Below are 12,720 nucleotides of genomic sequence, written 5' to 3' on the forward strand. Positions count from 1 at the left end.
TAAAATCGTTCTTAAAAAAGTATTATATTTACAACAAATCTTATAAAATTTAATTTTTTTGATATGAAGAATGTATTATTCGCATGTATTTGTGTTTTTTTGCTAAATTCCTGCAAACATAAGGCAGAAGCGCAAACCGACGAAATTGTATATAAATCGTTTGGAAAAACCATTATTAAGGATGATGCCATTCAAGCAGCTTCCATGGCGTCGCATTACAAAACCATGCGGTTAGGCGATAGTATCAACACCAAAATGACAGCAAAAGTAAACAGTGTATGTCAAGCAAAAGGCTGTTGGATGCGATTGGATTTGGAAGATGGCCATGAAGTGATGGTGAAACTTAAGGATTATGGTTTTTTTATGCCCAAAGACATTGCAGGTAAAACCGTTATTGTAAACGGAAAGGCTTTTATTGAGGAAGTTTCGGTTGATGAACAGCGGCACTATGCCGAGGATGCTGGAAAATCGGCCGAGGAAATTGCCAGCATAACCAAGCCCAAACGCACCCTGTCTTTTGAAGCCGATGGGGTTTTGCTAGCGCAATAAGTTTGGAGCGTCAAATTATTACCACGGCCGATGGTTCTTCAACCATCCATTTACCTGAGTGGGATGAACAGTACCATTCTAAACATGGCGCCATACAAGAGGCTTACCATGTGTTTATAAAGCACGGGCTGCACCATTTTTTTAATTCTAAACCTGTTCGGGGTTCCAATGAAAAAACAACTATTTTAGAAATAGGCTTTGGCACCGGTTTAAATGCCTTTATAACCTTGTTGGAAGCCGAAAAATTACAATCGCAAATTGATTATTTTGGGGTAGAAGGCTATCCTGTTGCCATGAAGGAAGTGTTGCAACTTAATTATCCGAAGCAATTGGAAGCGAAAAAACACGCACCGCTTTTTAAAACCATGCACGAAGTTTTATGGGAAGAACCACATGCCATCAGCAAGTATTTTTCATTAACGAAACAGAACCGTTTCTTTATTGAAATCAATGAAAAGGAAGTTTATAACATTATTTATTTTGATGCTTTTGGTGCACGTGTGCAACCCGAATTATGGACGGAAACCATCTTTAAAAAAATGTTCGATGCCCTAAAGGAACATGGTGTTTTGGTAACCTATGCGGCCAAAGGAAGCGTTCGCAGAGCGATGCAAGCCGTTGGTTTTACCGTTGAAAAACTTCCCGGGCCACCCGGTAAACGTGAAATGCTGCGTGCTTTAAAAGAAACGTAACCTTGGGCGTGAGCCAAATGCGCGAAAAAATGAATAGATTACTGCGTTTGGTGGTTCACCCAAATACTTTTGTTTCTTTTATGCTAAAAACAGTATAAATATTCATCGTTATCTTTCCATTGTTAATTGATTCTGTTAAACCTACCATAAATTCTTGGTGCATGGTAGGCTCATTTCGTAACTTTAAATAAAAATTGATTTATGAAGGTTTTGATTACGGGAGCAACAGGATTAATAGGGCAGGAACTTGTAAAACGCTGTTTGCACAGCAATATTGCGGTTAATTATCTAACAACAAGCAAATCGAAAATAACCAACACAGCCAATTATCAAGGGTTTTATTGGAACCCAAAAAAACAGGAACTTGACACCGCTTGTTTTAATGAAGTTGATGCCATTATCCATTTAGCAGGTGCCAGCATATCAAATCGTTGGACGCCGGCTTATAAAAAGGAAATTTTAAACAGCCGAAAATCAACAACACAGCTTTTGGTAAATGCATTAAAGGGCGAAACCCATAACATACAACAGATTATATCGGCCAGTGCTATTGGAGTTTACCCCGATTCGTTGGTAAATTATTACGACGAAACTTTTAAACCCGCCAACACCTCATTTTTAAGCGAAGTAGTAAACGTTTGGGAGCACGAAGTGGACGCCTTTTCAAAATTAGGCATAACAGTTTCCAAAATCAGGATTGGTTTGGTGCTTTCAACCAAAGGAGGGGCACTAGCAGAAATGGCAAAACCCATAAAATTTGGCTTAGGGGCAGCTTTTGGTAGTGGAAAACAATGGCAATCGTGGATACATATTAACGATTTATCAAATATCTTTTTACATGTATTGCAGCATAAATTACCCGGTGTTTACAACGGGGTAGCACCCAACCCCGTAACCAACCAAGAACTTACAAAAACCATCGCTGCGGTTTTAAAAAAACCATTGTTTTTGCCAAATATCCCCAAGTTTTTTATGAAACTTATTTTAGGCGACATGCACACTATTTTATTTGAAAGTCAGCGCGTAAGCTCCAAAAAAATTGAAGATGCAGGTTTTTACTTTGAATACTACACATTGCAGCCTGCGCTTGAGGATTTGTTGGGGTGATGGGATTTTTGGTTGATTGAAGTAATGAAGCATGCATATGGCTCCATATTGTTCATGTTTTTTCATATTGGAAATCCTTCAATCCTTAATTCATTTAGTTCTGTTTCGGTGAATTTGTCAATAACTAAATCCATTTTCCTTTTATCATTTCGTTTATGATAGACCCAATTATACAGTTTTCCCATTGTCGATTCACCAGTAATCCATTTACCTTCAGGATTTATAGTTTTATTGTATCTAAATTCTTTCCATTCTTCTGTACGGTCTTTTGCTCTGGGAATATTATCCCAACTTCTAATTTCGTTGAATTGAAGTTCCCAAGCTGCATTAATTTCTTGTTTTAATTCGTCAGAAATTTTTGCTTTACGTTTTAGCATTTGTCGGTTAAATGTTTTTTGATATTCAACTTTAATTGGATTTTTATCATTTAGTAATTGCTCAATAAATCTTTCTACAGTATGTTCTGGCTTTCTACTGGTTCTTGTAAAATCAAATCCCAATTCTTCAATTTTTAGTCTAAGGTCAATTTTTCGCTGCTTAGGCTTTTTCCCTTTTGTTGCTTGATTAACTCCTACAAGCCACGTCCCTAAACGATAACCATTAAATTTATATCTATGATTTACTTGAATTTTTTCTCTCTCACTTGAATCATTTAATGCGTCTGAAAGAATACTTAACCATTCATCCTCAATATTTTGCTGTAATAACTCGTGAGCATCATCAAAAAAGAAGTCCTGGTCCAATAATTTTCCAATATGCTCATACTTTAATATATATTCGGCATCAATCGAATCGTCAGCAAAAAATATCTTTTGTAGCTGATACCATCTATATAATGCTTTTATTGGATAATCTCTTGGTATTGTAACATTCCCATTATTATTCTTTTTGAATTCTTTAAATAACTCGAACATTTCATCCCATGTATCAAGATATTTAGAAGTTATACTAAATTTAGATTTTTCACCTTTCTTCCCTTTGTTCTGCTGTTTAATTTTTTCTTTTAATTCTTCTATCTCTTGCTTAGTCCGTCCTTTTTTATCACTTCTTTTGTTTTTTGAATTTTCATTTTCAAAAGTTAGAAACTCTTCAACAACGATTCCTTTCTCAACAAAACTTACAAGTAATTCTGATGTTAATAATTCAACTTGATTAATTTTCTTGTTTAAGATTTCATCAAAATATTCAAAGTATTGTCTTTGCAATTTTAAACCACTATTATCTGATTTTGAATAATCCAGTAGAACAGATGCTTCAATATTTCCATTTATTGTCAGACCTGCTTTTGTAAGATTTGAAGAACCAATTATCATTCTTTTCTCAAATTCTCCGTCAAAAAAGAAAATCTTCGGATGAAATATATAGTTGCTATCAGAACGATAAGTAAATGTTTTAATATCATTTGCTATTAAAAACTCCAATGCTTCTTTTGATGTCCCTCTATCTGCAATCCCAAGATACAGAGTGAGGCTTTTGTACCTAGCTTTTGCTTCTAATAATTCTTTAGAAATCAAATCAAGTCCAGCCTTTTTTGTATACGCAGAAAAACCAATAAAAGAATTATAATTATCATCCAAAAAAGATTCTCTCAGATAATAATGCACTGTTTTAGATTTATTGTTTAAACCGTGTCCTATAAATTCAGTTTTCATGGTGGTTTTGAGGTATATTTTATCCAAACAAAAATCTATAAAATCCTTATAATATCCATATCAAAAGTTAAACAAATTTCCATATTTTTTTCCGCAAAATCAATTGTTTTATAAATTCACACCAATTTTTTTAATGACATTATGGCATTTTCACAATATTGGCAGTACTTTTGCCAACCAATTTGTGTATTTGTATAAAAATTGGACATACAGCTATGAGTAAAAAGGAAAAACCAAACGAAATAGAAAACGAATTTTTGGAGGCCATGCAAAATGAAGCTGCTGAAAATAATGAAGAGCAAATTGTTGAGGAACAAACAGTTGAGGACAAACTTCAAGAAGCCTTGAAACAAGAAAAAGATAAATTTTTACGCCTATTTGCCGAATTTGAAAACTATAAACGTCGTACCGCCAAAGAGCGAATCGAACTGTTTTCAACCGCCAGTGAAGACGTGATGAAAAGTTTATTGCCCATTCTCGACGATTTTGAGCGTGCCCTAAGCCATATTGACAATGATAAGGAAGCCGAAACCCTGCGCAAGGGCGTGTTGTTAATTTATAATAAATTGGTAAGTGCCCTAGAGCAAAAAGGCCTCAAGGTGATACTTGTTGAAAAGGGCGATACGTTTAATGCCGATAGCCACGAAGCTATTACACAAATACCGGCACCCACCGACGATTTAAAAGGAAAAATTATCGATGTAATTGAAAAAGGCTACAAACTGGGAGATAAAATCATTCGTTTCCCAAAAGTGATTTTCGGGCAATAACACATATTAATTTAAAGGTTCTTTTTAACCAAACCAACCTTCCATACCTATGGCTAAAAGAGATTATTACGACATATTGGGCATTAGCAAAGGCGCTACTTCTGCCGAAATAAAAAAGGCCTACAGAAAAAAGGCCATTGAATACCACCCCGATAAAAACCCCAACAACAAAGAGGCCGAGGCTAAGTTTAAGGAAGCGGCCGAAGCATATGAGGTGCTAAGCAATGCCGATAAAAAAGCACGTTACGACCAATTTGGGCATCAGGCTTTTGAAGGCGGTGGCGGTTTTGGCGGCGGCGGCATGAATATGGAAGATATATTCAGTCAATTTGGCGATATTTTTGGCGGTGGCTTTGGTGGCGGTTTCTCTGGTTTTGGCGGTGGCGGTCAGCGTCGGGTTAAGGGTAGCAACTTGCGCATTCGCGTAAAACTAACTTTAGAGGAAATTGCCAACGGCGTCGAGAAAAAAATAAAAGTAAAACGCAAAGTACAGGCACCGGGCACCAGCTATAAAACCTGTTCTACCTGCCACGGCTCTGGGCAAGTAACGCGCATAACCAATACCATTTTGGGCAGGATGCAAACATCGGCACCTTGTAATGTGTGCGGCGGTGCAGGCCAAACTATTGATAAAAAACCTGCCGATGCCGATGCGCAAGGGTTGATAGTTTCTGATGAAACCGTATCTATAAAAATTCCACCAGGCGTTGTTGATGGCATGCAACTTAAAGTTTCGGGCAAAGGGAATGAAGCGCCCGGAAACGGTATTGCAGGCGATATTATTGTGGTTATTGAAGAAGAACAGCACGATAAATTACAGCGCGAGGGCGATAATTTACATTACGATTTGTATATAAGTTACCCTGATGCGGTTTTAGGAACCTCAAAGGAAATTGATACCGTAACGGGCAAAGTGCGCATAAAGGTTGAAGCCGGCGTACAATCGGGTAAAATTTTGCGCTTGCGCGGAAAAGGAATACCCAGCATCAATGGTTATGGCAAAGGGGATTTGTTGGTGCATGTAAACGTTTGGACACCTAAAACCTTGAGCAAACAACAGCGCGATTTTTTTGAGACCATGCAAAACGACGAGCATTTTCAGCCTAAACCAGATAGCAGCGATAAGTCGTTTTTTGAAAAAGTAAAGGATATGTTTTCATAATATAAAGACCTAAAAGGAATTTTAAGCAATCGATTATTTTTTTAAAAGTTCCTTCAAGCTTTTACTAATTTTTAGAAAAAAAAAGCATATATTTGAATATCACTAATTTCTTTAGTGATAATTTTTCTTTTTCATAGCAATTTTTTTCCCATCCTTAATCTTTTTTAAGGGTGGGTTTTGTTTTTTATAAAGCCCCTAAAGCCTTAAAGTGCCTTTTTAAAACACTATTTTTGTATCTAATTATATTTAAGTATGATAAGCGAATATTTGTGTTTTTTGAAATTGAAAATATTATCACGTAAAACCGCTAAGGCCTAAGCCGAAAAAAAACACCGTTGGTAATATTGAAAACATTCGTGAATTCGTGGCAACTTTTAAAATGTATTTTTTTGTATTTATTTTCCATCTTTGCGTTTAGTGCCTTTGCGCGCCAACCTCACACGAAAATCGAATTTCATACCAGCTTTTCAAAAGATAAAATCTTAAATTATGCATAAAGCACCAAACATCTCGCTCAACATTTAATATATTTACAAACTACTAGTCAATTGAAAATAACTAAATGAGTAACTTATTGGAAGTTAACCAAGTTTCTAAAAGTTTTGGAAACTTTAAAGCATTAAATAACGCGTCCATTACCGTTCCAAAAGGCAGTATTTTTGGATTATTAGGGCCAAATGGCGCAGGTAAAACAACCTTAATCCGTATAATAAACCAAATTACCATGCCCGATTCGGGTACGGTACGTTTAGATGGCGACTTGCTAAACCCAGCGCATATTAAGGATATTGGCTACTTGCCCGAAGAGCGCGGTTTGTACAAAACCATGAAAGTGGGCGAACAGGCCCTTTATTTGGCGCAGTTAAAAGGCTTAACCAAGGCCGAAGCAAAGGAACGCTTAGCGTATTGGTTCGAGCGTTTGGAAATTGGCGATTGGTGGAACAAGAAAATTCAGGAACTATCCAAAGGGATGGCACAAAAAATACAGTTTGTGGTTACCGTTTTGCACCAACCAAAACTGCTCATATTTGATGAGCCTTTCTCGGGCTTCGACCCCATAAACGCCAATTTAATCAAGGATGAAATTTTACGCTTGCGCGAAAACGGTGCCACGGTTATTTTTTCTACCCACCGCATGGAATCGGTCGAGGAATTGTGCGACGATATTGCGCTAATCCATAAATCGAACAAAATTCTTGATGGCAAGTTGGTCGATATCAAGCGCCAATACAAAATAAACACCTTCGAGGTGGGCATAAAAACCTTCGATAATGAGGCGTTGCAACGCGAACTTTCACAAAAATTTGAAGTTTCGGTCGCTAACTTTAAAACCTTGGAAGATGAATTGAAACTTAACATAAAACTATCAAATGGCAGCAAACCCAACGATTTACTCAGCTTTCTAACAACCAAAGGCGAAGTGTCGCACTTTGTGGAATTGATACCAAGCGTCAACGATATTTTTATAGAGACCGTAAAAAATAATTAAAAACAAAAAAGTGAGTGGTTATAAATTATATAGTTCAAACCTAAAAAAAATCACCAATTTTCCTAAAAATCTAACAATCTAAAAATCTAGCAATCTAACAACCAATGAACCATTTACCACTTATAATTAAACGAGAGTATTTAACCAAGGTAAGAAACAAATCGTTTATTGTAATGACCATTTTGAGCCCGATTATTATGATTGCGCTCATCTCACTAGTGGCTTATCTATCGGCATTAAACAATGATAAAGTACGCACCATTGCCGTTTTGGACCAATCAGGGTTGGTAAAAGATGTTTTTAAAAATACCGAACATACCTCATACAACCTGCTGTCCAATATGTCCTTAACCGATGCAAAACGGTTGGTAAAAGAAACCAATGCTTCGGGTTTGCTGTATGTTGAAGAATTAAAAGATGTTGATGCCGTTTCAACCCATATCAAGTTTTATTCGGAAGAATCGCCCTCACTCTCATTGATATCCGATTTGGAAACCCAAGTGGAGCACAAGCTTACCGATATAAAACTTCAGCAAAATGGGGTGAATGTTGGTATGATAAACGCCTCGAAAGTACAGGTAACCATCTCGCAGGAAAGTTTTACGGGTGAAAAAAGCTCGAAAATGGACAGCATAATGAAACTCTTTTTTGGTGGTGCAGCAGGATATTTACTGTTTATGTTCATCATTATTTATGGTAATATGATCATGCGCAGCGTGATTGAGGAAAAAACCAGCCGTATCATCGAGGTCATCATTTCATCGGTAAAACCCATTCAGTTAATGTTGGGAAAAATTATTGGAACCTCGCTTGCGGGCATCACCCAATTCATCATCTGGATATTTATTGGCGGTCTTTTAATAACCATTTTGTCGGTTGTTTTTGGTGTAGAAACACAAACGCCCCAACAGGAATTGGTCAATCAAGCCATGGCAAACCCCGAATTGGGCATGCAAGTTCAAGATGTGGTAACGGCCTTTTACAACTTGCCGTTAACAAATCTGGTCATCGCCTTTATTCTGTTTTTTGTTAGCGGTTACTTGCTTTATAGTTCGTTTTATGCTGCCATAGGTGCTGCAGTTGATAACGAAACCGATACCCAACAGTTTATGTTGCCCATTATCATGCCCCTTATGCTGGCGGTTTACATTGGTTTTTTCACGGTTATTGAAGATCCACACGGAACGGTATCGTTGGTTTTTTCATTTTTACCTTTAACATCGCCCGTGGTCATGCTTATGCGCATACCGTTTGGTGTGCCTTTGTGGCAGCAATTGTTGTCGTTGGCCATTTTAATTGGTACTTTTATGTTCACGGTGTGGTTTGCAGCAAAAATTTACCGCGTGGGTATTTTAATGTACGGGAAAAAACCAAGCTACAAAGAATTGATGAAATGGATAAAATATTAAAATGAACCAGGAATTAGAAAAGGTTGAAAAAGTAGTTGAGCGAAGTTCGTTGTGGAAAGACATTAGTGCTTTTCTAAACAATCATGTTGATATTACCGATAATATTAGCATTTCGGTTAAGGATGTCATTATCGTAATCACCGTTATTTTTATTACCACCTTAATCTTAAGGCTCGTTTTGCGTATTCTCACAAGAAAACTTCCCGAAGATGATAAAGGCAAGTTTAACGTGGTTTACGGATACTTTAGGTGGCTGGTCTATTTGCTTATTTTACTGTTCACGCTTAATGCGCTTGGTGTCGATGTAACCTCTGTACTTGCAGCTTCTGCAGCTTTTATGATTGGTATTGGTTTGGCACTTCAAACCTTGTTCAAGGATATTATTTCGGGGGTTTTTATACTTATGGACCAAACCGTACATGTGGGCGATATTATTGAACTGGAAGGAAAAGTGGGTAGGGTTGTTGAAATAAAATTGCGCACCACCAGGGCCGTAACCATAGATAACAAGATGTTGGTAATTCCTAACCATTTATATTTAGAGAACAGTTTATATAACTGGACCCAAAATGGCGCAGATACCCGCGAAAGTGTAGAAGTAGGTGTGGCATACGGTAGTGATGTGCAATTGGTAAAAAAGTTACTGATACAAGCGGCGGCATCCATTCCAGATGTATTGCAAAAAGACGATATTTCGGTGCGCTTTACCAATTTTGGCGAAAGCTCCCTCGATTTCAAGGTGGTTTTTACCTTGCTGGATAGTTTTAACGCCAATGCCATAAAAAGTGATTTGAGGTTCGAAATAGATAGGCTGTTTAGGGAACACAACATCAACATTCCGTTTCCGCAGCGCGATATTCGCATCGTCCAAACGCAGGATGATCGTATTAATCTAAGTTTTAAACCATCAGGATTTAATGCGGAATTGGGCAAAGACTGAGTTTCAATTAATTAATAAAAAGTGAACGAAGGGTTGTATCCTTTCATTTATTTCTAAAATATAAAAAATGCCAAAAATACTTATAATAGAAGATGAGGCCGCCATTAGGCGCGTACTTGTTAAAATCCTTTCGGAAGAAAATGATACTTACCAAGTTGAAGAAGCAGAAGATGGCCTTATTGGTTTGGAAAAAATAAAGCAAGATGATTTCGATTTGGTGCTTTGCGATATAAAAATGCCTAAAATGGATGGCGTTGAAGTGTTGGAAGCTACAAAAAAACTGAAACACGATATACCGGTTGTGATGATTTCGGGTCATGGCGATTTAGATACCGCCGTAAATACCATGCGTTTGGGCGCTTTCGATTACATTTCCAAGCCACCCGATTTAAACCGACTGCTCAATACCGTTCGCAATGCGCTCGATAGGAAAGAACTGGTGGTTGAAAACAAACTGCTTAAGAAGAAAGTAAGCAAGAATTTTGAAATGATAGGCAACAGCAATGCCATAACACACATAAAAGATATTATTGAAAAAGTAGCGAAAACCGATGCCCGTGTGCTCATTACCGGTGCCAATGGTACTGGAAAAGAGCTGGTTGCCCATTGGTTGCATGAAAAAAGCGAGCGCGCCAATAACCCGTTAATTGAGGTTAATTGCGCCGCCATACCCAGTGAACTTATTGAAAGTGAATTGTTTGGGCATGTAAAAGGTGCGTTTACAAGTGCGGTAAAAGATAGGGCAGGTAAATTTGAAGCGGCCAACGAAGGCACTATCTTTTTAGATGAAATTGGCGATATGAGCCTATCGGCGCAGGCCAAGGTGCTCAGGGCGTTGCAGGAAAGCCGTATCCAGCGCGTAGGAAGCGATAAGGACATAAAAGTAAATGTGCGCGTGGTGGCCGCCACCAATAAGGATTTAAAAAAAGAGATTGCCGAAGGAAGGTTTCGCGAAGATTTGTACCACCGTTTGGCTGTGATTTTAATTCAAGTACCTTCCTTAAACGAAAGACGCGACGATATTCCATTGTTGGTAAATCATTTTGCCGAAAAAATAGCGATGGAACAGGGCAATGCCAAAAAAGTATTTACAGATAAAGCCATAAAATTGCTTCAAGAATACGATTGGACCGGCAATATTCGAGAACTTAGGAACGTGGTGGAACGTTTGATTATTCTGGGTGGCCAAGAGGTTAGCGAGCAGGATGTGAAACTTTTTGCCAGTAAATAGCGTTAGGAGGCAAAAAACAAGATTGATTATTTTTCCTTTTTTTGAATTTTCGCCGTATTTTCAAGTCTGTTTACAATAATTTTAGGGTTATTGTACAAATAAACACTGCTGTTTCCAGATGCTTCCATGGTAAGGGTATCCACAACCTCTAAATAGGCATCGCTAGACATTTCGTTTATGGATTGGCAGGTTTTTGCGGTAAAGTTTCTGCCGTTAAATAATGAATAATTATCGGTTCTTACATTCAATTCATTGGTTTCACCTTCAATAATGGCGATGGCACGTTGGTATAGATCGGCATGGGTTTTCAAACTGTAAATTAAGGCTTCCATTTTGCAGTTCTCGCTCAAGTTTAGTTTTGAGGTATCGCTCGTGATATTCAGTCTCACTTTCGATTTTCCGTTTCCTTGAAATTCAAATTTTCCTGTTTTCAATGTTAATCCCGCTCTTGCTGAACCTTCGGTAATTACTATGGTGTTTGCCAGTTCCATTGTTGTTAACGAGGTAATTTCGCCTTTATCGGCCACTTTTATATTGGCTAAACTGGCATCGTAGTTAACGGTAATATGCAATGCTTTTTTTGAGGTAATTCGTGCCGTTTTATGAAAGGTTAGCACGCCCGCATTCACATTAAAACTAATAAATTCGTGCAGGTTTTCATCGGTTTCAATGGTTACGGAAGGGGTTTGGTTGTAAATAATGTCAATTTCAAAATCGTCGTTTACAACAATGGTATGGAAGGCATCAATTTGGGTTTGTTGCACGGTTACCTTTTTATTGCCCCTTACCTTTTCTGGGGTTTGTGCTTGTAAAGTAACACAAAATAGTGTTGAGATTAATAGGGAGTTAATTAGCCTAATCATTGATTTAATGAAAGTTGTTGAAAAACAAATATAAGAAAAAACCATCCTAAAACTTATTGTTCTTTTAAGATGGTTTGCAAATTGTTTGGTAGTAGGTTTATTTCTGTTTGATGGTACCCGACGCGCTATCATTCATATCTACTTTTTCGGGGTTTCCATAGTATTTTATGTCGGCACCGCTGCTTGCTTTTGCTATAAGTTCTTTGGTGGCAGTAACGGTAACGTCTGCACCACTGCTGGCTTTAACGTTTCCTGCTTCGGCTGTTAAGTCGGCCGCTTTTATATCGCTTCCGCTGGAGGCTTTGGCAATAAGTTGGTTGGTTTTTCCTGATATGTTCAAGTCGCTGCCGCTCGGCGCTTTACAGGTAAGTGTATTCGTATTTACATGTAAAGTCAAATTGCTACCACTAGAGGTTTCAAGCTCAAGGTTTTGCGCAGTGATGGTTTTGGTTGATTGCACATGGCTACCGCTAGATGCTACAATGTTGGCGATGGCCTTAAAATGCACCATCACCTTTTTGGATTTACTATAGCCTATGTTTTCTTTGGTGTGAATTTTTAATACGCCATCAACAACTTCGGTAACAATGATGCTTTGTAAATTTTCGTCGGCTTCCACAGTAACGTGCTCTGTTTCACTAGGTGTTAAAAAAACATCCAAACCTTGCGAAGCTTTAATGGCCGAAAAAGGTTGGTCTAGGCTTCGGCTTTGTGTTGTTACAGTGCCATTTCCATTAACGCCAGGATTTATGTCCATGTTGAAATTACACGAAAACAAGCTTAAACTGATTAAGGTGGTTACAATAATTTTTACTAAGGTTGTCATAATTGTTCGTTTTTTGATTGATGGTTTTTA

At 37.7% G+C, this 12,720-nt stretch carries 12 protein-coding genes; 9 read left to right on the forward strand and 3 right to left on the reverse strand.

The features are described from left to right. Positions 1-63: 63 nt before the first annotated feature. From GQO80_RS08025 to GQO80_RS08035, 3 genes are all read left to right on the forward strand, one after another. Positions 64-549 carry a DUF4920 domain-containing protein gene (locus GQO80_RS08025; protein ID WP_157207829.1) on the forward strand — a complete coding sequence of 162 codons (486 nt, stop codon included), beginning with the start codon at positions 64-66 and terminating at the stop codon, positions 547-549. A 2-nt stretch (positions 550-551) separates the two neighbouring features. Then, the gene (gene mnmD, locus GQO80_RS08030) at positions 552-1,241 is read left to right on the forward strand and encodes a tRNA (5-methylaminomethyl-2-thiouridine)(34)-methyltransferase MnmD (protein ID WP_157207830.1); all 690 of its coding nucleotides are present in this window, start codon (positions 552-554) and stop codon (positions 1,239-1,241) included. Between the two features lie 201 nt (positions 1,242-1,442). After that, positions 1,443-2,348 (forward strand): TIGR01777 family oxidoreductase, encoded by a 906-nt coding sequence (locus GQO80_RS08035; protein ID WP_157207831.1) that lies wholly within the window; start codon positions 1,443-1,445, stop codon positions 2,346-2,348. A gap of 62 nt (positions 2,349-2,410) precedes the next feature. On the opposite strand, the gene GQO80_RS08040 is transcribed toward GQO80_RS08035, so the two are convergent. Next, on the reverse strand, positions 2,411-4,000 hold the full coding sequence (locus GQO80_RS08040; protein WP_157207832.1) for a phospholipase D family protein: 1,590 nt from the start codon (positions 3,998-4,000) through the stop codon (positions 2,411-2,413). A gap of 215 nt (positions 4,001-4,215) precedes the next feature. Here GQO80_RS08040 and GQO80_RS08045 point away from each other — a divergent pair, with 215 nt between their 5' ends. The 6 genes from GQO80_RS08045 (at position 4,216) to GQO80_RS08070 (ending at position 11,001) form a co-directional block, all read left to right on the forward strand. After that, positions 4,216-4,770 (forward strand): nucleotide exchange factor GrpE, encoded by a 555-nt coding sequence (locus tag GQO80_RS08045; protein WP_157207833.1) that lies wholly within the window; start codon positions 4,216-4,218, stop codon positions 4,768-4,770. A 49-nt stretch (positions 4,771-4,819) separates the two neighbouring features. Beyond that, positions 4,820-5,932: a molecular chaperone DnaJ gene (gene dnaJ, locus GQO80_RS08050; RefSeq protein ID WP_157207834.1), complete on the forward strand. Its 1,113-nt coding sequence runs from the start codon at positions 4,820-4,822 to the stop codon at positions 5,930-5,932. Positions 5,933-6,494: 562 nt separating this feature from the next. Further along, positions 6,495-7,421 carry an ABC transporter ATP-binding protein gene (locus tag GQO80_RS08055; protein WP_157207835.1) on the forward strand — a complete coding sequence of 309 codons (927 nt, stop codon included), beginning with the start codon at positions 6,495-6,497 and terminating at the stop codon, positions 7,419-7,421. Between the two features lie 104 nt (positions 7,422-7,525). Continuing rightward, the gene (locus GQO80_RS08060; protein ID WP_157207836.1) at positions 7,526-8,830 is read left to right on the forward strand and encodes an ABC transporter permease; all 1,305 of its coding nucleotides are present in this window, start codon (positions 7,526-7,528) and stop codon (positions 8,828-8,830) included. Position 8,831: 1 nt separating this feature from the next. Continuing rightward, positions 8,832-9,770: a mechanosensitive ion channel family protein gene (locus GQO80_RS08065; RefSeq protein WP_157207837.1), complete on the forward strand. Its 939-nt coding sequence runs from the start codon at positions 8,832-8,834 to the stop codon at positions 9,768-9,770. A gap of 67 nt (positions 9,771-9,837) precedes the next feature. Then, positions 9,838-11,001 (forward strand): sigma-54-dependent transcriptional regulator, encoded by a 1,164-nt coding sequence (locus GQO80_RS08070; RefSeq protein ID WP_157207838.1) that lies wholly within the window; start codon positions 9,838-9,840, stop codon positions 10,999-11,001. Positions 11,002-11,027: 26 nt separating this feature from the next. Here GQO80_RS08070 and GQO80_RS08075 read toward each other — a convergent pair whose 3' ends face one another. Beyond that, a complete protein-coding gene (locus GQO80_RS08075) occupies positions 11,028-11,864 on the reverse strand; it encodes a GIN domain-containing protein (protein WP_157207839.1) in 837 nt (278 codons plus the stop codon). A gap of 97 nt (positions 11,865-11,961) precedes the next feature. Further along, positions 11,962-12,690, reverse strand: coding sequence for a head GIN domain-containing protein (locus GQO80_RS08080; RefSeq protein WP_157207840.1), 729 nt, complete (start codon positions 12,688-12,690; stop codon positions 11,962-11,964). Positions 12,691-12,720: the final 30 nt, after the last annotated feature.

The organism is Mariniflexile maritimum (assembly GCF_009746565.1).
GTDB lineage: Bacteria > Bacteroidota > Bacteroidia > Flavobacteriales > Flavobacteriaceae > Mariniflexile > Mariniflexile maritimum.

Coding starts and splice junctions, on each gene's coding strand:
- GQO80_RS08035 (WP_157207831.1), top strand. CDS start 1,443: ATGAAGGTTTTGATTACGGGAGCAACAGGATTAATAGGGCAGGAACTT.
- GQO80_RS08080 (WP_157207840.1), bottom strand. CDS start 12,690: ATGACAACCTTAGTAAAAATTATTGTAACCACCTTAATCAGTTTAAGC.
- dnaJ (WP_157207834.1), top strand. CDS start 4,820: ATGGCTAAAAGAGATTATTACGACATATTGGGCATTAGCAAAGGCGCT.
- GQO80_RS08070 (WP_157207838.1), top strand. CDS start 9,838: ATGCCAAAAATACTTATAATAGAAGATGAGGCCGCCATTAGGCGCGTA.
- GQO80_RS08040 (WP_157207832.1), bottom strand. CDS start 4,000: ATGAAAACTGAATTTATAGGACACGGTTTAAACAATAAATCTAAAACA.
- GQO80_RS08075 (WP_157207839.1), bottom strand. CDS start 11,864: ATGATTAGGCTAATTAACTCCCTATTAATCTCAACACTATTTTGTGTT.
- GQO80_RS08060 (WP_157207836.1), top strand. CDS start 7,526: ATGAACCATTTACCACTTATAATTAAACGAGAGTATTTAACCAAGGTA.
- GQO80_RS08045 (WP_157207833.1), top strand. CDS start 4,216: ATGAGTAAAAAGGAAAAACCAAACGAAATAGAAAACGAATTTTTGGAG.
- GQO80_RS08065 (WP_157207837.1), top strand. CDS start 8,832: ATGAACCAGGAATTAGAAAAGGTTGAAAAAGTAGTTGAGCGAAGTTCG.
- GQO80_RS08025 (WP_157207829.1), top strand. CDS start 64: ATGAAGAATGTATTATTCGCATGTATTTGTGTTTTTTTGCTAAATTCC.
- GQO80_RS08055 (WP_157207835.1), top strand. CDS start 6,495: ATGAGTAACTTATTGGAAGTTAACCAAGTTTCTAAAAGTTTTGGAAAC.